General features: G+C 49.5%; 20 protein-coding genes. 3 read left to right on the forward strand and 17 right to left on the reverse strand.

What is annotated here, in order from left to right; translation table 11 throughout:
- Nucleotides 1-61: 61 nt before the first annotated feature.
- The 14 genes from ACYVUT_RS06380 to rpsU all read right to left on the reverse strand — a co-directional run bounded on the left by ACYVUT_RS06380 (nt 62) and on the right by rpsU (nt 14,328).
- A complete protein-coding gene (locus ACYVUT_RS06380; protein ID WP_484501710.1) occupies nt 62-940 on the reverse strand; it encodes a LysR family transcriptional regulator in 879 nt (292 codons plus the stop codon).
- 110 nt (nt 941-1,050) lie between these two features.
- On the reverse strand, nt 1,051-1,785 hold the full coding sequence (locus tag ACYVUT_RS06385; protein WP_484499027.1) for a DUF554 domain-containing protein: 735 nt from the start codon (nt 1,783-1,785) through the stop codon (nt 1,051-1,053).
- A 155-nt stretch (nt 1,786-1,940) separates the two neighbouring features.
- Complete coding sequence (locus ACYVUT_RS06390) at nt 1,941-3,077, reverse strand: sigma-70 family RNA polymerase sigma factor (protein ID WP_439775070.1); 1,137 nt, start codon at nt 3,075-3,077, stop codon at nt 1,941-1,943.
- Nucleotides 3,078-3,112: 35 nt separating this feature from the next.
- Nucleotides 3,113-4,234, reverse strand: coding sequence for an RNA polymerase sigma factor RpoD (rpoD, locus tag ACYVUT_RS06395; RefSeq protein WP_439775071.1), 1,122 nt, complete (start codon nt 4,232-4,234; stop codon nt 3,113-3,115).
- 42 nt (nt 4,235-4,276) lie between these two features.
- Nucleotides 4,277-5,362, reverse strand: a complete 1,086-nt coding sequence (gene rpoD / locus ACYVUT_RS06400; RefSeq protein WP_484502049.1) for an RNA polymerase sigma factor RpoD — start codon at nt 5,360-5,362, stop codon at nt 4,277-4,279.
- 4 nt (nt 5,363-5,366) lie between these two features.
- Nucleotides 5,367-7,205, reverse strand: a complete 1,839-nt coding sequence (gene dnaG / locus ACYVUT_RS06405) for a DNA primase (RefSeq protein WP_484500353.1) — start codon at nt 7,203-7,205, stop codon at nt 5,367-5,369.
- A 25-nt stretch (nt 7,206-7,230) separates the two neighbouring features.
- Nucleotides 7,231-9,297, reverse strand: coding sequence for a glycine--tRNA ligase subunit beta (glyS, locus tag ACYVUT_RS06410; protein ID WP_484500354.1), 2,067 nt, complete (start codon nt 9,295-9,297; stop codon nt 7,231-7,233).
- A complete protein-coding gene (gene glyQ / locus ACYVUT_RS06415; protein WP_003618715.1) occupies nt 9,290-10,201 on the reverse strand; it encodes a glycine--tRNA ligase subunit alpha in 912 nt (303 codons plus the stop codon). The genes glyS and glyQ overlap by 8 nt, the downstream gene beginning before the upstream one ends.
- Before the next feature lie 265 nt (nt 10,202-10,466).
- The gene (gene recO / locus ACYVUT_RS06420) at nt 10,467-11,216 is read right to left on the reverse strand and encodes a DNA repair protein RecO (protein WP_484501711.1); all 750 of its coding nucleotides are present in this window, start codon (nt 11,214-11,216) and stop codon (nt 10,467-10,469) included.
- Nucleotides 11,216-12,121 (reverse strand): GTPase Era, encoded by a 906-nt coding sequence (era, locus tag ACYVUT_RS06425; protein ID WP_484501712.1) that lies wholly within the window; start codon nt 12,119-12,121, stop codon nt 11,216-11,218. The genes recO and era overlap by 1 nt, the downstream gene beginning before the upstream one ends.
- On the reverse strand, nt 12,105-12,524 hold the full coding sequence (cdd, locus tag ACYVUT_RS06430) for a cytidine deaminase (protein ID WP_439775549.1): 420 nt from the start codon (nt 12,522-12,524) through the stop codon (nt 12,105-12,107). Before cdd ends, era begins: the two co-directional genes overlap by 17 nt.
- Nucleotide 12,525: 1 nt before the next feature.
- A complete protein-coding gene (ybeY, locus tag ACYVUT_RS06435; protein ID WP_439775548.1) occupies nt 12,526-13,050 on the reverse strand; it encodes an rRNA maturation RNase YbeY in 525 nt (174 codons plus the stop codon).
- Entirely contained in the window at nt 13,050-13,997 is a 948-nt protein-coding gene (locus ACYVUT_RS06440) for a PhoH family protein (protein WP_296226704.1), read from the reverse strand. Before ACYVUT_RS06440 ends, ybeY begins: the two co-directional genes overlap by 1 nt.
- 154 nt (nt 13,998-14,151) lie before the next feature.
- The gene (rpsU, locus tag ACYVUT_RS06445; RefSeq protein WP_002880182.1) at nt 14,152-14,328 is read right to left on the reverse strand and encodes a 30S ribosomal protein S21; all 177 of its coding nucleotides are present in this window, start codon (nt 14,326-14,328) and stop codon (nt 14,152-14,154) included.
- 168 nt (nt 14,329-14,496) lie between these two features.
- Here rpsU and ACYVUT_RS06450 point away from each other — a divergent pair, with 168 nt between their 5' ends.
- Nucleotides 14,497-15,354 carry a pyruvate, water dikinase regulatory protein gene (locus tag ACYVUT_RS06450; RefSeq protein ID WP_439775547.1) on the forward strand — a complete coding sequence of 286 codons (858 nt, stop codon included), beginning with the start codon at nt 14,497-14,499 and terminating at the stop codon, nt 15,352-15,354.
- Between the two features lie 59 nt (nt 15,355-15,413).
- Here the strand turns inward: ACYVUT_RS06450 and ACYVUT_RS06455 are convergent, their stop codons facing one another.
- The 3 genes from ACYVUT_RS06455 to ACYVUT_RS06465 all read right to left on the reverse strand — a co-directional run bounded on the left by ACYVUT_RS06455 (nt 15,414) and on the right by ACYVUT_RS06465 (nt 17,425).
- Nucleotides 15,414-15,683: a PepSY domain-containing protein gene (locus ACYVUT_RS06455; RefSeq protein ID WP_439775546.1), complete on the reverse strand. Its 270-nt coding sequence runs from the start codon at nt 15,681-15,683 to the stop codon at nt 15,414-15,416.
- 66 nt (nt 15,684-15,749) lie between these two features.
- The gene (locus ACYVUT_RS06460; protein WP_439775545.1) at nt 15,750-16,634 is read right to left on the reverse strand and encodes a YitT family protein; all 885 of its coding nucleotides are present in this window, start codon (nt 16,632-16,634) and stop codon (nt 15,750-15,752) included.
- A 209-nt stretch (nt 16,635-16,843) separates the two neighbouring features.
- Nucleotides 16,844-17,425 carry a hypothetical protein gene (locus ACYVUT_RS06465; RefSeq protein ID WP_484500358.1) on the reverse strand — a complete coding sequence of 194 codons (582 nt, stop codon included), beginning with the start codon at nt 17,423-17,425 and terminating at the stop codon, nt 16,844-16,846.
- Nucleotides 17,426-17,519: 94 nt separating this feature from the next.
- On the opposite strand from ACYVUT_RS06465, the gene ACYVUT_RS06470 reads away from it, so the two are divergent.
- Together ACYVUT_RS06470 and ACYVUT_RS06475 are read left to right on the forward strand one after the other, a co-directional pair.
- Nucleotides 17,520-23,828 (forward strand): MucBP domain-containing protein, encoded by a 6,309-nt coding sequence (locus tag ACYVUT_RS06470; RefSeq protein ID WP_484501713.1) that lies wholly within the window; start codon nt 17,520-17,522, stop codon nt 23,826-23,828.
- A gap of 237 nt (nt 23,829-24,065) precedes the next feature.
- Nucleotides 24,066-24,548, forward strand: coding sequence for a hypothetical protein (locus ACYVUT_RS06475; protein ID WP_484500361.1), 483 nt, complete (start codon nt 24,066-24,068; stop codon nt 24,546-24,548).
- The last annotated feature ends 12 nt before the right edge of the window (nt 24,549-24,560 follow it).

Raw genomic sequence — 24,560 nt, forward strand, 5'->3', positions numbered from 1 at the left:
CTATCATTACTGTCATTGTAGATTTCGGGAGCCGGACTTGCAATTCTAAGTCGCTAGCGATCTATTCCAAACTGGAATTCTTCATCTCTTGCCAAAAAAGCTCCTGGGCTTGGTTGTGCCGCCCCTTGAGCCGGACCAAGCAGAGCTGGCTTTCGATCTTTTCTGTCAAATCCAGGCACTTGATACCGGCAAGCTGGCTGGCAGAAACAGACTTTTTCATCAAAAGGGCAATCCCGAGCTGCTGGCGGACCATTTCCAAAATAGCCTCAATCCGCTCGCCCTGGTAGACGAAATTCGGCTCATAACCAGCTTTTTGGCAGGCAGCGACAATTTTCTTTTCAAAATAGGTCCGTTCACCTAAAGTCAAAAAACGGGCTCCAGCCAGATCTGACAATTTTACCCGCTTCTTTTGAGCCAGGGGGGACTTGCTTGAAACAAAGAGGGCCAGTTCATCGTCTTCAAAAAAGAGATAGTCATAACGCGGATCCAGTTTTTCATCCCACTTGCGCAAAAAAAGCAGGTCCTGGGGCCGGCGGAGCTTTTGGGCCAAGTCTTGAGACTCACCTTCATGAAAAAGCAGGTCAAGCTCTGGATGCCGGCCCATAAAGGCTGTTACGGCTTTGAAGAAATCATAATTGGTCATGGTAGGGATTGCGTACAGGTCCAGGGTCTTAGTCTGCTCTTGCCGGCAATCAGCTACTGCCTGGTCAAACTGCCGGCTGTCCGCTAAAAGGCGCTGGGCATAGGGGAGCAGGTACTCGCCTTCTTTGGTTAAGCGGACCCGGCGGCTGCTTCTTTCAAACAGCTTCATCCCGATCTCTTTCTCCAGAGCCGCGATATGCTTGGAAACCGTACTTTGGCTGGTATACAATTCATCAGCTGTCTGTGAAAAGCTCAAGCTGGCGGCCAGAGATACAAAGGCTTGAATTTTGTCTAACACGCTCTTCTCCATTCTGTTCACTGTTTTGCTTTATGAAAGATTATCTGCCTTTTCAACTTTTCTGTCAAAAGCAAAAAATGGCCGGCTAAACCGTCCATTTTTTATCGTTATTAAGCTCCCAGGGCCTTTAAGACTACGTTGACCCAGAACCAGGAAAACGGCATTACCAGAATCATAGCCGGTATCATATCCGCAATCGGGAAGTTTTTCAATTTGGCCATTCTAAAACCGGTTGCCAGCATCAAAAAGCCCCCGCAGGCCTTGAAGTCAATAATCATCGTGTTGTTGGTTAAAGGCAGAATGAATTGGGCCAAAACGAAAAGCAAGAACAAAACCAAGAATTGCGGAATCGCGACCAGGCTGACCACATAGCCCAAATTGCAGGCGAAGATAGCCGCCGTAAAGAGATCGAGAATCGCTTTAGAGAACAGAATCGAGTTGTCACCCGTCATCCCTGCCGTCAGGCTCCCATAGATCCCAGTCCCGCTGGCACAAAAGAGAACAATGCTGGTAACCAGTTGATTGACGAACTCATCATGAGTCAAACCCAGCTTTTCAGCTGGAAAGTGCTTGCTGATCGGAGCCTGCATGAGCATGGCCCCCTTGTTGAAGAGCTGGCCCAAGTGACAAGCGAGGCCAATCACTGTCCCCAAAATCAAGGCAAAAATTACCGCGGGCATGTTCTTCATCGGGGCAATTGCCATGACCCCCATACCCATCGAACAGATCCCGAAGATCAAGTTCAAATCCCGTTTAAATTCGTCACTTAACAAGTGGCCACCAAATGCGCCCAAAAGTCCGCCAATCAAAACGGACAAGGCATCGACAATCGCGCCTGTTGGCATTTTTCTACCTCCTAAAAATCTTAATAGCTTGCTTTTAATTTAGCAAACTCGCCGCCAGGCAACAATTCGCATTTAATTTCTATCTATTCGGGCCTGGAATACGAAGCAAAAAAACATGCTTCCAATAACTGGAAACATGTTCTTAGTCAAATATATTATTCTGCTGAGAAGTAGTCCTGAAGCAGGTCTGAGTGGTGCTTCAGCTTCTTGACGGCCTTGGCTTCAATCTGCCGGACCCGTTCCCGGGTAACGCCCAGGCTGCGGCCAACTTCTTCCAAGGTATGCGGTTCGTCATTTTCCAGGCCAAAGCGCAATTTCAAAACCTTAGCTTCCCGGTCAGTCAAGAATTCACCCATCATGCCGGACAGTTGATCCTTCAGCATTTCAAAAGCGGTATATTCTTCCGGGTTGATCGCTTTATTATCTTCTAAAAGATCCCCTAACTGTGAATCCCCTTCTTCACCGACTGGCTTGTCCAAAGAGTCGGTTTCCTGGTTCTTGGCCACCGTGATGATTTCCTGCACCTTTTGCAAAGGCTCATTCATTTCCGCGGCCAGTTCTTCCGGTTTGGCATCCCGGTCCAAATCCTGCTGCAGGGTCCGCTGGATCCGGTTCATCTTGTTGATGCTTTCCACCACGTGGACCGGAATTCTGATCATCCGGTCCTGGTCAGCCAAAGCCCGGGTAATGGCCTGCCGGATCCACCAAGTTGCATAAGTTGAAAACTTAAAGCCCTTGGAGTAGTCGAACTTGTCGACTGCCTTCATCAAGCCGATATTGCCTTCCTGGATCAAGTCCAGGATCCCCATCTTCCCGTTGTGCTTGGCATAGCGCTTGGCGATGGAGACCACCAGACGGAGGTTGGCGGCGGCCAGTTCATCCTTGGCTGATTCGTCACCGTTTTCAATCCGCTTGGCTACTTCTACTTCTTCATCCCGGCTTAACAGCGGAACCTTGCCGATTTCCTTCAAATACATCCGGACCGAGTCATAAACCCGGTCATTGTCGCTGGAAGCGACCAGTTCTTTTTGTTCTTTCTTTTCAGCTTCTTCTTCAGCCTTGAGGGCCAGAGCAGACGGTTCACCCTGGTCATCAACGATACTAATCCCATTGTCCGCAAACTCTTCTACCAGCTTGGCAGTTTCGGCATCGTTCAGACCATACGGCACCAAGAGCCGTGCTTTCAGATCATTTTCGCTGATCTGCTTGGTCTTCTTTAAACCGGTAATCACCATTTTAACTGCTTTTTCCAGTGGAAAATCATTTACGTTAGAAGCATTTTCTTTTGCCATTCAATCCGCCCTGTTCTTATTCTGCTAAAAATTTACTACTCTAAAAAGTCACGCAACTGGTTGCTCCGGCTAGGATGCCGCAGCTTGCGCAAGGCCTTGGCCTCGATCTGCCGGATCCGCTCCCGGGTCACCCCAAAGACCCGGCCGACTTCTTCCAAAGTCCGGGGATTGCCGTCGTCCAGACCAAAACGCAGACGCAATACATTCTCCTCCCTGTCAGTCAAAGTGTCAAGTACTTCAGCCAGCTGGTCTTTCAGCAATTCACTTGCCGCATGCTGCTCTGGACTGGTCGCGTCCTTGTCTTCAATAAAGTCGCCTAAGTGGGAGTCGTCTTCTTCCCCAATCGGCGTCTCAAGCGAAACTGGCTCTTGCGCCACCTTGAGGATTTCCCGGACCTTCTTGACCGGCAAATCCATTTCCGCAGCAATTTCTTCCGGTTCCGGGTCTCTGCCCAAGTCCTGGAGAAGCTGGCGCTGGATCCGGATCAACTTATTGATGGTTTCCACCATGTGCACCGGAATTCTGATCGTCCGCGCCTGGTCAGCAATCGCCCGGGTAATGGCCTGCCGGATCCACCAGGTCGCATAGGTCGAGAACTTGAAGCCCAGCCGGTAGTCGAACTTGTCGACCGCCTTCATCAGGCCCATATTCCCTTCCTGGATCAAGTCCAAAAAGCTCATCCCCCGGCCAACATAGCGCTTGGCGATGGAAACCACCAAACGCAGGTTGGCATTGGTCAGTTCATCCTTGGCTTCCTGGTCACCGGCTTCAATCCGCTTGGCCAGCTGGACTTCTTCATCCCCGCTGAGCAGGCTGACGCGGCCAATCCGCTTTAAGTACTGGCGGACCGGGTCATTCATCCGGCTGCCTGGAGCTGACAAGTGCTCAAGCTCCGCCTTTTCAACATTTTTCTGCTTGGCCAGGGCCAATTTGGACGGTTCGCCCTTGTCATCGACAATGCTGATCCCGTTGTCTTCAAATTCCTGCACCAGCTGATCGACCGCCCGGCCTTCGATTTGGTAAGGCTTCAGCAAGCGGTCGGTAAATTCCTTTTCAGAAATTTGCTTGCTCTTCTTGACATCCTTAACAACTAACTTAACGGCATCAGCCAGAGATACCTGGTCTGCCTTTCCTGTCTGCTTTGCTTTGTCTGTCATTTGATTGCCTTCACTCTATCACACGCAGCATCTTGCTGCACATTAATCTAAGAAATCCCGCAATTGGCTGCTCCGGCTAGGGTGGCGGAGCTTTCTGAGGGCCTTGGCCTCAATTTGCCGGATCCGTTCCCGGGTCACTTCAAAATGCTGGCCGACTTCTTCCAAAGTCCTGGTCTTGCCATCGTCCAAGCCAAAACGCAGGCGCAGGACTTCTTCTTCCCGGTCGCTCAAGGTGTCCAAAACTTCGGCCAGCTGCTCTTTCAGCATCTCGTTGGCCGCGTGCTGTTCAGGACTCATCGCGTCTTTGTCTTCGATAAAGTCACCCAAGTGGGAGTCGTCTTCTTCCCCAATTGGTGTCTCTAAAGAAACTGGCTCCTGGGAAATCTTCAAGATCTCTCTGACCTTCTTGACCGGCAGATCCATTTCTGCCCCGATTTCTTCCGGTTCCGGGTCTCTGCCCAGATCCTGGAGAAGCTGGCGCTGGATCCGGATCAGTTTATTGATGGTTTCCACCATGTGCACCGGGATTCTGATCGTCCGCGCCTGGTCAGCAATCGCGCGGGTGATGGCCTGCCGGATCCACCAGGTCGCGTAAGTTGAGAACTTGTAGCCCAGCCGGTAGTCGAACTTGTCGACCGCCTTCATGAGGCCCATGTTCCCTTCCTGGATCAAGTCCAAAAAGTTCATCCCCCGGCCGACATAGCGCTTGGCAATCGAGACCACCAAACGCAGGTTGGCTTCGGCAAGTTCCTGCTTGGCTTCCTCATCGCCGGCTTCAATCCGCTTGGCCAGGGCCACCTCTTCCTCACTGGTCAAAAGGTTGACCCGGCCGATTTCCTTTAGGTACATTCTGACCGGGTCATTCATCTTCATCCCGGTCGGGGCCGCCATATTGTTCAGTTCGGCCTTTTCAACATTTTTCTGCTTGGTTAAGGCCAGCTTGGAAGGCTTGCCGGCCTCATCAACGATGCTGATCCCATTATCTTCAAATTCCTGGACCAGCTGTTCGACTGCCTTGCCTTCCAGCTTATAAGGCTTGATCAAGCGATCGGTGAATGCAGCTTCCGTGATCTGGTGGCTGGCCTTTACTCCTTCAACAACCAGCTTAACCGCCTTTTCCAGGGACATTTCATTATCCTTGGCTTGCTTTTCTTTTGTCACTAACTGCCTCCTCTTCTTGCAGCTTCAGCTGTCTTAGCTGCAAAATTGCCTGTGTTTCCAGCAAAATTTCCGTTTGGTCGTTTCGCCGACGCGCGTCTGCAATCGCCTGCATGTGGCGGTCGATCTCATCATCTATCTTGCACAGGTTGAGTACCCGTACCTGCGCTTCGAGCTCTTCCAGGGTAATTTCTCCCGGCAGCTCGGTCATGTCAGTACTAACAATTATACTCTGAAGTTCTTCAGGAATAAAATCTAAAAAGCCGCTTAATGAAACATTTTCATGAGTTTCAATGTAATTGAGCCAAAGTTTGGCCAGGCGCTCGTATTCCGGGTTGGGAAAAACAAAGCCATTGATAAGCAAGTAGTCGCGGGCCTCATCAGAATAGATGTAGGCATAAAGCAGGCGCTGCTGTGCTTTTAACGCCCGGGTAACCGGCTGGGGAGCTTCTGCTGGCGCCAAGGGGGCTGGCTCTGGCAGGACTTCGTTATTTGTGTGCTGGACAACCCGGCGCTGCTTGCGGCGGGCCCTTGACAGGTTAACCTTCAAAGCATCCAGCGAAACGCCGGTTTCCTTAGCTAAGCGGCTGACATACAAGTCTTGTTCAACCGGATTGGGCAGGGCAGCGATCTCGGCGACTGCCTCGCTTAAATATGCCACCTGTTCGCGCTCGTTGTTTAAGTTGTACTTCTTCTTCAAGCGCTGCAGGAAAAAGTCGGTGGTTGAAATGGCACCTTTGATTGCGGCCTGGTAGCTGTCAGCTCCGTACTGCTTGACGTATTCATCCGGGTCAAGCTTGTCTGGCAAGATCACGATCCCCAGGTCAAAGTTGCCAGCTTGCTTGAAGAGGCCCACTGCCCGCTCAGTAGCGTGCTGGCCCGGATCGTCGCCGTCGTAGTTGATGACGACTTGCTTGGTGATCCGGCGGATCATGTAGACCTGCTGCTGGGTCAAACTGGTCCCCATGGAGGCAATCCCTGTCTTGATCCCGGCCTTGTAGGCGGAAATCACGTCCATATGCCCTTCAAACAAGACCAGGTGTCCTTCTTTTCTGGCATGCTTCTTGGCTTCAGAGAAGTGGAAAAGGAGGTCGGATTTGTTGAAGATGCTGGTTTCCGGACTGTTCAAGTACTTGGGCTCTTCCGGGTCATCGCTGATTCTTCTGCCTGAAAAAGCTACTGGGTGGCCGCTTTCATCGCTCATTGGAAACATCAAGCGGTCTCTGAAGCGGTCAAAAAGGCGGCCGTCCTGGCTCTTGACAAAGAGGCCGCTTTCTTCCAGCTGGTCCTCCGTATAGCCTTCGCCTCTTAAGTAAGTCAAAAGCAGGTCCGACTTGCCTGGGGCATAGCCGATCTTGAAGTGCTTGAGCAGGTCATCGTCCAGACCCCGCTGTCTGGCATATTCCAGGCCCCTTTCCCCAATCTTTGTGGTCAGCAGAACCTGTTGGTAAAAGTCCGCCGCGTCCTTATGCATCTGCATCAAGGGGTTCAGCTTGACCGGCTGGTCTTGGTATTCCTGGGGCATGGGGATATTGGCGAATTCCGCTACTCTTTCAACGCTTTCTGGAAAAGTGACTTCCTCCTTTTCCATGATGAACTTGTAGACATTACCGCCCTTGTGACAGCCAAAGCAGTAGAAGAACTGCTTGTCCGGGTTGACGCTGAAAGAAGGGGTCTTTTCTTGATGAAAAGGGCAAAGACCTACATAGTCTTTGCCTCTCTTCTCCAGTGATACATACTGGCTGATCACGTCAACAATGTTTACGCTGCCCCGAACTTCATTGATAAAATCTTCCGAAATTCTTCCAGCCAATTTGCCTCACCCTTTATTCAAAAATTTACTTGATAACCAACTTGCTCAAGTCGCCCAAGCGCTTGGCCAGGTCATTGACAGCTGCCAACTGGCTCAAGCGGTTGTTCTTGACTGCTTCGTCCTTAGCCATGATCATATTGACGTCGAAGTAGCGGTCGATTACCCCTTGCAAGGCAACGAAGGCTTCATAAAGTTCCGCATGGTCCTTGACATTGGCCAAAGCTTCAACTCCATTATAAAGGTCTTGTTCGCTTCTGTCTTCAAATAAGCTCGGGTCAACTGCCTTGGCGTCAGTGAACTTAGCCTTCTTCAAGATGTTGGCGATTCTAGTCAGACTTTCAACGACTGGCTTGAAGGCTTCGTCGTCGTGGTGCTGCTGCAAAACCTTGGCTGCGGCCAGGATCTGGCTTGGGTCTTGTTCGCTTGAGGCCAGAACGGCGTCGATAACGTCGTATTGGTAGTTGTTCTTTTGCAAGAACTGCTTGATCCGGTCACGGATGAAGTCAGCCAATTGCTTGTCTGCTTCAGCCCCTTGCGGCAGCTTGGCCGGGGTCTTGCCTGACAAGAGTTCAACGATTTCCGGAATAACCTGGTCAAATGGCAGGGACCAGTTTTCGTTCAAGAGAATCCGGACAATCCCGTAAGCGTAACGGCGCAAAGCGTATGGGTCGTTTGATGATGAAGGAATCATCCCGGCACCAAAGAAGGCGATGATGGTATCCAGCTTGTCAGCAACTGACAAAAGGGCGCCGACCTTGGTCTTTGGCAACTCGCCTTCCGCCGTGGTTGGCATGTAGTGTTCCTTAATAGCGACAGAAACGTTTTCGTTTTCGCCAGCCAGACGGGCATAGTGCATCCCCATAACCCCTTGCAGTTCAGCGAATTCGCCAACCATTTGGGTTACCAGGTCAAACTTGTACAAGCCGCTTACCCGGTCAAAGTCAACCACTTCTTCACTTGACAAGCCGAAACGCTTAGCCAGGTAGTCGCCGATGATCCGGACCCTGGTCATCTTTTCCGCCATAGAACCTATCTTGTCGTGGAAGGAAACGCTGTCCATCCGGTCAACGAAGTGGCTGAGCGGGTACTTGCGGTCTTCATCGTAGAAGAATACCGCGTCGTCAAGGCGAGCAACCAGGACCTTTTCATTACCTGAAATCACGTTTTCCAGGTGGTCCTTGTTCCCGTTTCTGACTGAGATGAAGTGGTTGATCAGCTTGCCTTCTTGATCATAGACTTCAAAGTAGCGCTGGTTGTCCTTCATGGAAGTGATCAAGACTTCATCCGGGATTTCCAGGTACTTTTGGTCAAATGAGCCGGCAAAAACAGTCGGGTATTCAACCAGGTTGTTGACTTCTTCCAAAAGGCTGGCGTCCAGCTTGATCTGCCAGTTGTGGCTGTTTACCAGGTCGTTGATCTGGGAAACGATCATGTCCTTGCGTTCGTTAGCGTCAACGATGACATATTGGTCCCGGAGAGCTTCCACGTAGTCGTCAGCGTTGGCCAAAACCACGCTGTCGCCCAGGAAGCGGTGACCGGCAGTCTTGCGGCCAGCAGTGATGTCCAGGAACTGAACTGGCACTACTTCGCTGCCGTAAAGAGCGACCAGCCAGTGGATCGGGCGAACAAATTCAAAGTCCTGGGAGTCCCAGCGCATCTTGGTCGGGAAAGTCATGGCCTTGATTACTTCGTCCAGGCCCAAAAGGATTTCCTTGGCTTCCTTGCCGGCCTTTTGCACGTGCACGTAGGCATATTCAACGCCCTTGAGTTCTTCAAAGTAAATATCGTCGGCGCTCATCCCCTGGCCGCGGGCAAAGCCGATAGCGGCCTTGGTCCAGTTGCCGTCAGCGTCTTGGGCGATCTTCTTGGCCGGCCCCTTCTTAACTTCATCCACGTCAGCCTGCTTTTCATCCAGGTCCTTGACCAGGACAGTCAGGCGGCGGGGAGTTGAGTAGGTTTGAATTTCCTTAAAGCCCAGGCCGTTTTCCTTCAAGAACTTGCCAGTTCTGTCAGCCAGCTGCTTGACTGATTTGCTGACCACGTGGGCTGGCATTTCTTCAACGCCGATTTCAAATAAAAAGTCTTTAGTCATTGCTTGCCTCCGCCTTTGCTTGTGCACTCTTCAACAATGGGAAGCCGCGCTTTTCACGTTCTTCCACAAACTTAACCGCTACTTCGTGAGCCATGTTGCGGATCCGGTGCAGGTAGCCTGCCCGTTCAGTTACTGAAACTGCCCCGCGGGCGTCCAGCAGGTTGAAGGTGTGGGAACACTTCAAGATGTAGTCGTAAGCCGGGTGAACCAGGTTTTGGCCCAAAAGGCGCTTGGCAATTCTTTCGTAAGTGTCGAAGAATTCCAGCAATTGCTTCTGGTCGCTTTCTTCAAAAGCGTACTTGGAGTGTTCGTATTCAGGTTCCTTGAAGATGTCCCGGTAAAGGACGCCGTCGCCCCATTCCAGGTCAAAGACTGAGTTGACGTCCTGGATGTAGGAAGCCAGACGTTCAACCCCGTAGGTGATTTCACCCATGGTAGGCTTAACGTCCAGTTCGCCGACAGTTTGGAAGTAAGTAAATTGGGAAACTTCCATCCCGTCCAGCCAGACTTCCCAACCGACACCGGCACAGCCCATGGATGGGTTTTCCCAGTTGTCTTCAACGAAACGGATGTCGTGTTCCAAAGGTTCAATGCCCAGAACCTTCAATGAATCCAGGTAGTATTGCTGGATTTCCAGCGGAGCCGGCTTTAAAACGACTTGGAACTGGTGGTGCTGGAAGAGCCGGTTCGGGTTGTCCCCGTAACGTCCGTCAGCAGGCCGGCGGGAAGGTTCAACGTAGCAGGCCTTCCAAGGTTCTGGCCCGACTGCCCGCAAGAAGGTGTAAGGGCTCATCGTCCCCGCACCCTTGTTTTCATCATATGACGGCATGATCATGCAGCCTTTTGAAGCCCAGAACTGTTCAAGCTTGAAGATCATGGTCTGAATATCTAATTTTTGTGCCATAGTTACCTCCTATGCAAGGCCATAAAAAAAGCCTATGCAATTTTACTTTTGCATAGGGACGAAAAAAGTATTCGCGGTTCCACCCTAATTCAGGAAGCCTATTTGCCTCCTGCTCTTAATTAGCTTGGCTAGAGGGGCCTTTTCCCGCTGTATCCTTCCACCAACCGATACTCGCTGCCGCGGTACTTTTCTATTTCCTCATCATTACCAATATACAGGCTATTTTACCACAAATTCCTTTTCTTTTCATGTTTTTTTAGGAAAATCAGCTGCCCCGGACCTCATTTAAAAAGCGAAGGCTGGGCAGGTTCAAATCAACGGTTGCTTGATATATCTGGGCTATAGCCCGCCGGCTTTCCTTTTTCAAATCTTCGCTGATCTGGATGTTGCCTAAACGGGTGATTGGCAAAAGGCCCAGGGTTCTTAGCAAGGCCGTGGCCTTTGGCGACAGGTGCAGGCGGCTGACAGAGCGGAAATGGTCGCTGCAGACCACACCTCCGGCGGCAATAGAATAGTCAAAAATTCCTTTTTCCTTGCCGCAGATAACGCAGGCCCCTAGCTGAGGAGCCACCCCGAAGGCTTGCAGAAGTTGCAACTGAACGATCTGGCAAATAATTTCCGGATCCTGGCCAGCCACGATCCGGTCAAAGGCCACTAGCAATAAGTCATAGTATTCGCCCAGTTTCTGGTACTCACTGAAGGCATGATCAGCCAAGTCAAAAAGATAGGACAGGTAAGCATTCTTATCCAAATCGGTGAAAAGCTCATCATGCTGGCTGAGCTTCTTATAAGTGCGCAGCTGGCTGATCCCCTTGTAGCGGGTCAAAATGCCAAAAGTCCCTTCCGTAAAAGGCAACACAGCCGCGGCCAGCTGAGACTTGGGCCGCATTCCGCCTTTGGCGATGACCGTGACGATTCCCAGTTCCTTGGTCCAAAGCTTGGCCAAGAGGTCAGCCTCTTTATACTGCTGCCTTTTAAAAAGCAGGCCGTGAACGTCGAGCAGGTCAGCGGCCATTAAAGGTCCTTCTTGTCATAGCCGATGGACTTGAGGAAGGCCGGGTCCTGCCGCCAGTTGCGCCGCACCTTGACCCAAAGCTTCAAGTTGACCTTCTCGCCCAGCAAGCTCTCGATTTCTTTTCTGGACCGCATCCCAATCTGCTTGATCATGGCCCCTCTTTGGCCGATGATGATCCGCTTTTGCCCGTCTTTTTCCACAAAAATCGTCGCGTCAATCTGCAATTTGCCATTGATCCGCTGGTTCATCTGGTCGACCCAAACGGCAGTTGAGTGGGGAACTTCCTGGTCAGTCAAACGGAGAATCTGCTCTCTGATCATTTCGGCCACCACGAAGTATTCCGGCCGGTCAGTCACTTCATCTGAAGCGTAGTATTGCGGCCCTTCTGGCAGGTAGTCCTTCAAGGTCTTGAGCAAGTCGTCGACCCCGTTGCCCTGCCGGGCGGAAATTGGCAAAAATTCCGCGAACTTGCCGACAGCCTGGTAGGAGTCGATGATTGGCAAAAGGTCATTTGGGTGTACCTGGTCGATCTTGTTGATGACCAAAAATACCGGAATATCCAAATCCTTTAATAGACTGGCCACGTATTCCTCGCCCTTGCCGGCCTTTTTAGCGTCAACCATGAACATGACCAAGTCAACGTCCTTTAAAGAAGACAGGCTGGCCTTGTCCATGTATTCGTCCAGGTCGGAATGGCTCTTGAAAATCCCTGGCGTATCAACGAAGACAACTTGCATGTCATCTTCAGTGTAAATGCCGGAAATCTTGTTTCTGGTGGTTTGCGGCTTGGCTGAGGTAATCGCCACCTTTTGCCCGATTAAGCGGTTCATCAAGGTTGACTTGCCGACATTTGGCCGGCCGACCAGTGCTACGAAACCTGACTTGTGTTTACTTGTTTGCCCCATCTTGAATGTCCTTTTCTGTGAAGTGGTATGGTATCAATTGCTCAACTGTAAAGCGCTCAAAGTCGCCCTGACTGTCGGTCAGAATTACTTCCGTTTCCGGATCCATGAACTCGCTCATTACCTGCCGGCAGGCCCCGCAAGGGGAAATCGGCCGGTCAGTGTTGCCGATGATCAAAAGGCACTTGATCTTGCCCGGCCGGCCAGCATTGACCCAGGAAAAGATCGCCGTCCGTTCAGCACAGTTGGTCAGGCCAAAAGAAGAATTTTCGATATTGACCCCGGTAAAAATCTCCCCCGATTCCGTTGCCAAAGCGCTGGCCACATGGAAGTGCGAATAAGGACTATAGGCGTCGGCCAAATGATCCTTAGCCAGTGAGAAAAGCTTTTCCTCTAACTCGTTCATGCTACTTCCCTCTTCCTTCGTCTAATTGGTCCGGGTACAGGGGCAGGCCATAGTCTTCCAAGACCTTGCCCTGGATGCCAAACATTTCCTTGGCTTCATCCGGCTCAATGTGGTCATAGCCATTCAAGTGCAGATAGCCGTGCACGATCGTATAGCCAAATTCCCGGTCAAAGCCGGTGCCGTATTCCTTGCTGTGGCGCTCGATTACGCTCGGGCACATGAACAGGTCGCCGATGTCTTCAGTGAAGTCCGGGTCCTGGGTGAACATGGCCAGGTCCAGACCGTCGTCGCCGTCTTCAATGGCAAAAGAGATCACGTCGGTTGGCCGGTCTTTGTCCCGGTAATCCCGGTTGATGGCTTGCGACCGGTCTTCGTCAACAAAGTTGATGCTCATTTCCTGGGCATTGTCCTTGCCGATTTCCTTTTTCGCCATGAGGAGCAGCTGCATGATCCAGTCTTCCCAGTCCCGGTCTCCCTTAGTCAAAAAGCCGACTTCATCGCTGTAGCTTACGTCAATTCCCTGCATTATTTACCTTCCTCTTCATATGCCTTGATAATCTTTGCCACGACCGGGTGCCGGACAACATCAGCCGCGCTGAATTCCACGAACTTGATCTGGTCGATCCCCTGCAGGATATTGCGGGCCGTGATCAAACCGCTGTGGGCCTTGCCTGGCAGGTCGATCTGGGTCATGTCCCCGTTGACCACCATCTTCGAGTTAAAGCCCAACCGGGTTAAGAACATCTTCATTTGCGCATCAGTCGTGTTTTGCGCTTCGTCTAAGATGACAAAGGCTTCTTCTAAGGTCCGCCCTCTCATGTAAGCCAAAGGAGCGATTTCGATAACGCCCCGCTCCATCAAGCGGTCAGTTGGTCCCTGCCCTAAGATGGCGTAAAGGGAGTCATAGATTGGCCGCAGGTAAGGGTCAACTTTTTCCTTAAGGTCCCCTGGCAAAAAGCCCAGGGATTCCCCAGCTTCAACTGCTGGCCGGGTCAGGATGATCTTGGAAACTTCCCCCCGCTTAAAGGCAGCAACCGCGCAGACTACAGCCAGGAAGGTTTTCCCGGTCCCGGCGGGTCCAATGCCAAAGACCACGTCACTCTTGTTGATGGCTTCAACGTAACTTTTCTGGGTCATGTTCTTGACCCGGACTGGCCGGCCCTTGGCGTCTCTGATCAAGATCTGCTTATAGAGGTCGCCAAAGTATTCAGTTGTCCCCCGGTCAGCCATTTTCATGGCACTGACCACATCCGCCGGGGTTAAGTTGATCCCGTTGCTGGCTACCCCATCCAGGGCCTTCAAGACCCGCAAAACGGTCTCTACCTGCTCTTCTGGACCAGCGACCTTGATCTGGCCGCCCAGGTCGGTAACAGTGACCTCATAGCCTTCTTCGATCAGCTTCAAATTGCTGTCATTGACGCCCACCAGCTTCTGGATATTTTCGCTGCTGTGGGGCAAAAACTTCTTTTCCAATAAAAGAACTCCTTCATTTTCAAACCAGCGGGCAAGCACATCTCTGCCCGCCAGACTATACTCTTCTAAACCAATGATACACGATTTAGGCCAAAAGAGAACACGGAAAATCAAGCAAGAAAAAAGCTCCCGTTTTCACGAGAGCTTCAGTCGATTAATAATGTCTACGCTTGCGAGCGGCCTCAGATTTTAACTTTCTGCGAACGCTTGGCTTTTCGTAGAATTCACGCTTGCGGTATTCTTGCAAAGTACCACTTCTAGAAACGGAACGCTTGAAACGACGAAGAGCATCATCAATAGACTCGTTTTCGTGAACGATAGTCTTAGCCATGTGTGATCCCTCCTTCCATTTCTTGGCATTGCTGCCATAAACATTTATCTAAATTATAGCAAAAATCGACTAATCGTCAATAGCCTGGGCAGATTTTTTGAAAAGTTTTTTCGGCAAAGATCCAGAAAGCGCATTATCCGGTATAATATAATTGATGAGGTGATCTATATGACTGAAAATAAAGCAGAAAACAAGCAAACGGAAAAGACAGAAAAGATGGAAATCAACATTATCATTATTTCCGACTCAGCCGGGGAAACGGCTTTCAACAATGCTCAAGCAGCTGCCGTTCAATTCCCTGACGCGGAAGTCAACTACCGCCGCTATCCTTTCATGACCAATGAAAAGAAGCTGGCCGCTACCCTGGAAGAAATTGAGCAATACCCTAACCTGGTCATTGTCTACAGCATGATTGATGAGAAGCTGCAATTGCCAATCATCAAATTTGCCCGGGAACACAAGGCCAAGTACATCGACATTCTGTCCCCGATCATTGAGGCCATCAGCCAGACGACCCATATGAAGCCAAGCGGCGTGGTTGGTGCCAACCACCAACTGACCAACAAGTACTTCAACCGGATTTCCGCCATGGAATTCGCGGTTATGTACGACGACGGCAAGGACCCGCGGGGCTTTTTGGAAGCTGACGTTGTTCTCTTAGGGGTCTCCCGGACTTCCAAGACTCCCCTTTCCCTGCTTTTGGCTAACAAGGGGCTGAAAGTTGCCAACTTGCCGCTGGTGCCGCAAACCCACATTCCAAAGGAAATCTATCAAATCGACCCGAAGAAGATCATCGGCTTGACCAACGACCCGCAAGTGCTCAACCGCATCCGCCGGCAAAGAATGATCAGCTACGGGATGGATCCGGACACGGCATACTCTAACATGGACTCAATCAATGCCGAACTGGACAGTGCCATGGCTTTGTATAAGAAGCTGGGCTGCTTCGTGATCAACGTGGCTGAACGGTCAATCGAAGAAACCGCGGCTTTGATTATGAACCACCTGGGCTACGAAGAAGATTAATCAAATATTTGCGTAAAAAAACGCGCTGCTTACAGGAAACGTAAGCGCGCGTTTTTCTTTTATCTCAGCGGACTTTCATCCACTCTGAAGACTTCTCCAGAAACTGGATCAACTAAAATGAAATATTCCTTCTTGCCGTTCTCGCTCATGCTGTCAGTTACGCTGAAGACGTAAAAATACTCTGACCGTTTGTCAGGGCTTGTCTTGGTCATCAGCAGCTTGACATTGTGGTGTCCGTGCTGTTTAGCGTAAGTAGTGGCGATCTCAGTCGCCAAATCCAAGCCAATATATTTAGGTTGATAGCGGCCGTTGTCCCTTCCATCTGGCATCTATTTCACCACCTCACTTATTCTGTATAACACAAGTATAATTTGCTTTTTAATATTTTTCAATAGCTAAACAACTTCTTGTTCTCTAAATCTGCCATAAACTTTCTGCACTTCGGTTACGCTCATGAAGGCAAAGGGGTCACATTTTTCTACTGTGGTCCGGATGTCGTAGAGGTCGTAAGTGTCGATAATGGTTAAAAGGACGGTCTTTTCAGTGTGCCCGTAGGCCCCTTCCACGTCATGGAAGATGGTGATCCCGCGGTGCATTTTTTCTTGAATCCCTTCAATAATGTCATTGGGATGTTCTGTAACGATCATTACCTGCAACTTGTTGTGCTGAGTGTAAACTGAGTCGATGAAGCGGCCATTGATAAAAATGTTCAAGGCCGTATAAAGGGCTCTGGACCAGTCAAAGAGAAAGCCAGCGATCAAAACGATGATCAAGTTGACCAAGATATTGAACTTACCATAGTTCATGCCAGTTTTCTTCCTGACAACGATACCCAAGATGTCCAAGCCACCCGTAGAGATCCCGCTCTTTAAGGCCATACCCGTCCCGATCCCGTTGACAGCTGCCCCGAAGATGGCGCAGAGGATTGGGTCCAGGCTCAAATGAGTTGGCTGGATAAAGCGCATCATGATCGTGGACATGGCAACCGCGAAGATGGTATAGCCGGTGAACTCGCGGCCGATCTTGAACCAGGCCAGGATAAAGAGCGGCACGTTCAAGGCAAAGTACATCACTTCAGTTGGGATGGTAAATGGCATGTAGCGGCTGGTCACGGTGTTGACGATCTGCGCGAAACCTGTGATCCCGGAAGAATAGATGTGGCCGGGATGCCAGAAGAAGTTCAAGGCTACGGCAACCATGACTGAGTAAAGAATCGCCGTACCAATTTTTACCAAAAAGCCGTAATTTCGTGACAAGCGATTCAAATCAAATAACTTCATTTTCTGCTTTCCTTTCCGTCGTAACAGGATCAGCAACCTGTGGCCACTGGCCTTGCCCCGCCTATTAGAAGACAAAGCAATGAACATCCTTATTTATGATACAGCTTTTTCATAAATTATTGGGGCTTTTCCCACAACTTTTTATATAAAAAAACGCCTAAACCCTATAAGAGTTTAGACGCTTTCAAATCAATTATTGATTATAGAAATTACCGATTCAAGTTAATTTGGCTGTTGCTCTGGGAGCTAGCCACACTTGAATTAAATGTTGATTCTGAAGTTGAGACAGACGCACTAGCTGAGACAGAAGTTACGACACTTTGTTCAGCGGAGGTCGGGTCACTCATACTTGCCAGTTCGGAAGCGGACATTTGCAGTTTCTCAAGCTCTGATTGAGAAATTGATGCGCTCACGGAAGCCTGGTATTCAGAATTAGTGCTTTCAGAGTTGCCAACGGAAGCAGTTACTGAACCTTCGGAACTGTCAGCAGTGATAGAACCAACGCTAGTGCTCGTAGAGTTTTGAGCTGGAGTGTTGGTGGTATTACCTGCATTAGTTGTGTTACCAGCGTTGGTAGTACCGTTAGTCGTAGCCGCAGTGCCTTGGACGGTCGTCGTACCGGCAGTCGTTGCGGTAGCTGCAGGAGTTGCAGCGTTAGTCGTTGCAGTTGCGGTCGGCGTTGCTGGAGCAGTTGGCGTGGTTGGCGTGTTAGTAGCCGGGATCGTTGGAACGATTGGAGTGTTGCCAGTGTTAGGAATCTGGGCTGCACTTTGACTTGCAGAGGTGCTCAAGGATTCGCTAGTCGATTGGCTTTCACTCGTAGAACTGCTTACGCTCTGAGATTGACTAATGCTTTCCGATTCACTTACACTAAGTGATTCACTAGTGGAAGTTGATTCTGAACCACTTGCACTAGTTGAGCCAGATGCGCTTGTTGAAGTGGACTCTGAACCACTTGCGCTCGTTGAGCCAGATTCACTAGTGGAAGTGGATTCTGAGCCGCTTGCACTAGTTGAACCAGACTCACTGGTTGAAGTCGATTCGGAACCACTTGCACTATTTGAGCCAGATGCGCTTGTTGAAGCTGATTCTGAACCGCTTGTGCTCGTTGAGCCAGATGCGCTTGTTGAACCAGACTCACTGGTTGAAGTGGATTCTGAACCACTGGCACTAGTTGAACTTGATTCACTTGAGGAAGTGGATTCTGAGCCACTTGCACTAGTTGAGCCAGATGCACTTGAGGAAGTGGATTCTGAGCCACTGGTGTTCGTTGAGCCAGATGCACTTGAGGAAGTGGATTCTGAGCCGCTTGCACTAGTTGAACTTGATTCACTTGAGGAAGTGGATTCTGAGCCACTTGCACTAGTTGAGCCAGATGCACTTGAGGAAGTGGATTCTGAACCACTTGAACTCGTTGAGCCAGATGCGCTTGTTGAAGTGGATTCGGAGCCACTTGTGCTCGTTGAACCAGATGCACTTGAGGAAGTGGACTCTGAACCACTTACGCTTGTTGAACCAGATGCACTTGAGGATGTGGATTCTGAACCACTTATACTCGTTGAGCCAGATGCGCTTGTTGAAGTGGATTCGGAGCTGCTTGCGCTCGTTGAACCAGATGCACTCGTGGAAGTTGATTCTGAGCCACTTGCACTAGTTGAGCCAGATGCACTTGAGGAAGTGGATTCGGAGCCACTGGTGCTCGTTGAACCAGACTCACTGGTTGAAGTCGATTCGGAACCACTTGCGCTTGTTGAACCAGACTCACTGGTTGAAGTCGATTCGGAACCACTTGCGCTCGTTGAAGCGGATTCTGAGCCACTTGCACTAGTTGAACCAGACTCACTCGTGGAAGTGGATTCTGAACCACTTGCGCTCGTTGAGCCAGATGCGCTTGTTGAAGCTGATTCGGAGCCACTGGTGCTCGTTGAACCAGATGCACTTGAGGAAGCTGATTCGGAACCACTTGCGCTCGTTGAGCCAGATTCACTTGTGGAAGTTGATTCAGAGCCACTGGTGCTCGTTGAGTTAGATTCACTTGAAGAAGCTGATTCGGAACCGCTGGTGCTTGTTGAGCCAGACTCACTTGAAGAAGTTGATTCGGAGCCACTGATGCTCGTTGAACCAGACTCACTTGAAGAAGTTGATTCGGAACCACTGGTGCTCGTTGAACCAGACGCACTTGAAGAAGTTGATTCGGACCCGCTAGTGCTCATTGAGCTAGATTCACTTGGTGAAGTGGATTCGGAGCCACTCACGCTCGTTGAGCCAGACTCACTTGGTGAAGTGGATTCAGAGCCGCTTGCGCTCGTTGAACTAGATTCACTTGAAGAAGCTGATTCGGAACCACTGGTGCTCGTTGAACCAGACTCACTTGGTGAAGTGGATTCAGAGCTGCTTGCGCTCGTTGAAGTGGACTCGTACTCGCTTACTGAAGTGGATTCGGATTCGCTCGTTGAAGTGGATTCCGACTCGCTTGCTGAAGTGGATTCCGACTCGCTTGCTGAAGTGGATTCGGATTCGCTCGTTGAAGTGGATTCCGACTCGCTTGCTGAAGTGGATTCGGATTCACTCTCTGAAGTTGATTCAGATTCACTCGTTGAAGTGGATTCTGATTCACTTGCCGAAGTGGACTCGGATTCACTCGTTGAAGTGGATTCTGATTCACTTGCTGAGGTGGACTCGGATTCACTTGCTGAAGTGGACTCGGATTCGCTCGTTGAAGTGGACTCGGATTCGCTCGTTGAAGTGGATTCCGACTCGCTTGCTGAAGTGGACTCGGATTCAGATTCACTCGTTGAAGTTGATTCTGATTCACTTGCTGAAGTGGATTCCGACTCGCTTGCTGAAGTGGATTCTGATTCACTCTCTGAAGTTGATTCAGATTCAGATTCACTCGTTGAAGTGGACTCGGATTCGCTCGTTGAAGTGGATTCTGATTCACTTGCCGAAGTTGATTCCGACTCGCTTGCTGAGGTGGACTCGGATTCACTTGCTGAAGTGGACTCGGATTCGCTCGTTGAAGTGGACTCGGATTCACTTGCTGAAGTGGACTCGGATTCAGATTCGCTCGTTGAAGTGGACTCGGATTCGCTTACTGAAGTGGATTCCGACTCGCTTGCTGAAGTGGATTCTGATTCACTTGCTGAAGTGGACTCGGATTCAGATTCGCTCGTTGAAGTGGACTCGGATTCGCTTACTGAAGTGGATTCTGATTCGCTCGTTGAAGTGGATTCCGACTCGCTTGCTGAAGTGGACTCGGATTCAGATTCACTCTCTGAAGTTGATTCAGATTCACTCGTTGAAGTTGATTCCGACTCGCTTGCTGAAGTGGACTCGGATTCGCTCGTTGAAGTGGATTCCGACTCGCTTACTGAAGTGGATTCTGATTCACTTGCTGAGGTGGACTCGGATTCACTTGCTGAAGTGGACTCAGATTCACTCGTTGAAGTTGACTCGGATTCAGATTCGCTCGTTGAAGTGGACTCTGATTCGCTTACTGAAGTGGATTCAGATTCGGATTCGCTCGTTGAAGTGGATTCTGATTCACTTGCTGAAGTGGATTCTGATTCACTCGTTGAAGTGGATTCTGATTCACTTGCTGAAGTTGACTCGGATTCAGATTCGCTCGTTGAAGTGGACTCGGATTCGCTTACTGAAGTGGATTCCGACTCGCTTGCTGAAGTGGATTCTGATTCACTTGCTGAAGTTGACTCGGATTCAGATTCGCTCGTTGAAGTGGACTCGGATTCGCTTACTGAAGTGGATTCTGATTCACTTGCCGAAGTTGATTCCGACTCGCTTGCTGAGGTGGACTCTGATTCACTTGCTGAAGTGGACTCGGATTCGCTCGTTGAAGTTGACTCGGATTCAGATTCGCTCGTTGAAGTTGATTCAGATTCACTCTCTGAAGTTGATTCAGATTCACTTGCTGAAGTGGATTCTGATTCACTCTCTGAAGTTGATTCAGATTCACTCGTTGAAGTGGATTCTGATTCACTTGCCGAAGTGGACTCGGATTCAGATTCACTTGCTGAAGTGGATTCCGACTCGCTTGCTGAAGTGGATTCTGATTCACTCTCTGAAGTTGATTCAGATTCAGATTCACTCGTTGAAGTGGACTCGGATTCGCTCGTTGAAGTGGATTCTGATTCACTCTCTGAAGTTGATTCAGATTCAGATTCACTCGTTGAAGTGGACTCGGATTCGCTCGTTGAAGTGGATTCTGATTCACTTGCCGAAGTTGATTCCGACTCGCTTGCTGAGGTGGACTCTGATTCACTTGCTGAAGTGGACTCGGATTCGCTCGTTGAAGTTGACTCGGATTCAGATTCGCTCGTTGAAGTTGACTCAGATTCACTTGCTGAAGTGGACTCGGATTCACTCGTTGAAGTGGATTCGGACTCACTCGTTGAAGTTGACTCGGATTCGCTTACTGAAGTGGATTCTGATTCGCTCGTTGAAGTGGATTCCGACTCGCTTGCTGAAGTGGACTCGGATTCTGATTCACTCTCTGAAGTTGATTCAGATTCACTCGTTGAAGTTGATTCCGACTCGCTTGCTGAAGTTGATTCCGACTCGCTTGCTGAAGTGGACTCGGATTCGCTCGTTGAAGTTGATTCCGACTCGCTTACTGAAGTGGATTCTGATTCACTTGCTGAGGTGGACTCGGATTCACTTGCTGAAGTGGACTCAGATTCACTCGTTGAAGTTGACTCGGATTCAGATTCGCTCGTTGAAGTGGACTCTGATTCGCTTACTGAAGTGGATTCAGATTCGGATTCGCTCGTTGAAGTGGACTCAGATTCACTTGCTGAAGTGGATTCTGATTCACTCGTTGAAGTTGATTCTGATTCACTTGCTGAAGTTGACTCGGATTCAGATTCGCTCGTTGAAGTGGACTCGGATTCGCTTACTGAAGTGGATTCCGACTCGCTTGCTGAAGTGGATTCTGATTCACTCGTTGAAGTTGATTCTGATTCGCTTACTGAAGTTGACTCGGATTCAGATTCGCTCGTTGAAGTGGACTCGGATTCGCTTGCTGAAGTGGATTCTGATTCACTTGCTGAAGTTGACTCGGATTCACTTGCTGAAGTTGACTCGGATTCAGATTCGCTCGTTGAAGTGGACTCGGATTCGCTTACTGAAGTGGATTCCGACTCGCTTGCTGAAGTGGATTCTGATTCACTTGCTGAAGTGGACTCGGATTCAGATTCGCTCGTTGAAGTGGACTCGGATTCGCTTACTGAAGTGGATTCTGATTCACTTGCCGAAGTTGATTCCGACTCGCTTGCTGAGGTGGACTCTGATTCACTTGCTGAAGTGGACTCGGATTCGCTCGTTGAAGTTGACTCGGATTCAGATTCGCTCGTTGAAGTTGATTCAGATTCACTCTCTGAAGTTGATTCTGATTCACTTGCTGAAGTGGATTCTGATTCACTCGTTGAAGTGGACTCGGATTCGCTCGTTGAAGTTGATTCCGACTCGCTTGCTGAAGTGGATTCTGATTCACTCTCTGAAGTTGATTCAGATTCAGATTCACTCGTTGAAGTTGATTCTGATTCACTTGCCGAAGTGGACTCGGATTCGCTCGTTGAAGTTGATTCCGACTCGCTTACTGAAGTGGACTCGGATTCACTTGCTGAAGTGGACTCTGATTCACTCGTTGAAGTGGACTCGGATTCGCTCGTTGAAGTGGATTCTGATTCACTCTCTGAAGTTGATTCAGATTCAGATTCACTCGTTGAAGTGGACTCGGATTCGCTCGTTGAAGTGGATTCTGATTCACTTGCCGAAGTTGATTCCGACTCGCTTGCTGAGGTGGACTCTGATTCACTTGCTGAAGTGGACTCGGATTCGCTCGTTGAAGTTGACTCGGATTCAGATTCGCTCGTTGAAGTTGATTCCGACTCGCTTACTGAAGTGGATTCTGATTCACTTGCTGAGGTGGACTCGGATTCACTCTCTGAAGTTGATTCAGATTCGGATTCGCTCGTTGAAGTTGACTCAGATTCACTTGCTGAAGTGGACACGGATTCACTCGTTGAAGTGGACTCGGATTCGCTCGTTGAAGTGGATTCGGACTCACTCGTTGAAGTTGACTCGGATTCGCTTACTGAAGTGGATTCTGATTCACTCGTTGAAGTGGACTCGGATTCGCTCGTTGAAGTGGATTCTGATTCACTTGCCGAAGTGGATTCTGATTCACTCTCTGAAGTTGATTCAGATTCACTCGTTGAAGTTGATTCTGATTCACTTGCCGAAGTGGACTCGGATTCGCTCGTTGAAGTGGATTCTGATTCACTTGCCGAAGTGGACTCGGATTCACTTGCTGAAGTGGACTCAGATTCACTCGTTGAAGTGGACTCGGATTCGCTCGTTGAAGTGGATTCTGATTCACTTGCCGAAGTGGATTCTGATTCACTCTCTGAAGTTGATTCAGATTCACTCGTTGAAGTTGATTCTGATTCACTTGCCGAAGTGGACTCGGATTCAGATTCACTTGCTGAAGTGGATTCGGACTCAGATTCACTCTCTGAAGTTGATTCCGACTCGCTTGCTGAAGTGGATTCGGATTCACTCGTTGAAGTTGATTCTGATTCACTTGCTGAAGTTGACTTGGATTCAGATTCGCTTACTGAAGTGGATTCGGATTCACTCTCTGAAGTTGATTCAGATTCGGATTCGCTCGTTGAAGTTGACTCAGATTCACTTGCTGAAGTGGACTCGGATTCACTCGTTGAAGTTGATTCTGATTCACTTGCTGAAGTGGATTCGGACTCACTCGTTGAAGTTGACTCGGATTCGCTTACTGAAGTGGATTCTGATTCACTCTCTGAAGTTGATTCAGATTCGGATTCGCTCGTTGAAGTTGACTCAGATTCACTTGCTGAAGTGGACTCGAATTCACTTGCCGAAGTTGACTCGGATTCGCTTACTGAAGTGGATTCAGATTCGCTTTCCGAAGTTGATTCAGACTCGGATTCGCTTACTGAAGTGGATTCAGATTCGCTTTCCGAAGTTGATTCAGACTCGGACTCACTTGCTGACGTTGATTCAGATTCACTAGTTGAGATCGATTCACTCTCAGAAGCGGATTCGGATTCGCTTGTTGAAGTTGATTCCGACTCGCTTGCTGAAGTAGATTTTGACTCACTATCTGAAATTGATTCACTCAGTGATGTAGACGTCGATTGACTTATACTTTCTGATGCTGCCTTGCTCGTCGATTCTGACTCACTCAAGTACTTAGATGTTGAAGTCGACTGGCTTGCTGAGTCGCTCAAAGACTTAGACGTTGATTGACTTGCACTTTCTGATTCCGCCTTGCTCGTCGATTCTGACTCACTCAAGTACTTAGACGTTGAAGTCGACTGGCTTGCTGAGTCGCTCAAAGACTTAGACGTTGATTGACTTGCACTTTCTGATTCCGCCTTGCTCGTTGATTCTGACGCGCTAATTGACTTACTGATCTTTTCAGAGTACGAAGTTGATTGGCTTTCCATTTCTGAGAGCTTCTCAGAAGCTTCTTTGCTGCTGATCGTGCTCTTAGAAATTGCAGTTGACAAACTGGCTGATTCAATCGTACTCAACCGCTCCGAAATCTTAGTTGAGTCAGACTCGTATTCAGACTTAACCTTAGAAATTTCTTCACTCAGTGACGTACTTGCTGATTCAGATTCAGACTTGCTCTTAGACTGGCTGACAGAAGCACTGACGGATCTGCTTGTGCTAATTGATTCAGACTTGCTTCTTGACTGGCTTGCAGATTCACTCAAGCTAGCTGACTTAGAAGCTGAAACACTTTGGCTTGCAGACTTGCTTTGGCTAACTGAGTTAGACCGACTCTGGCTGACAGAAGCAGATTCTGACTCACTCGCGCTCTTTGATGCTGAAACTGATTCACTTAACTTTTGAGAGCTAGAAACC

The organism is Lactobacillus sp. WILCCON 0059, assembly GCF_057197985.1.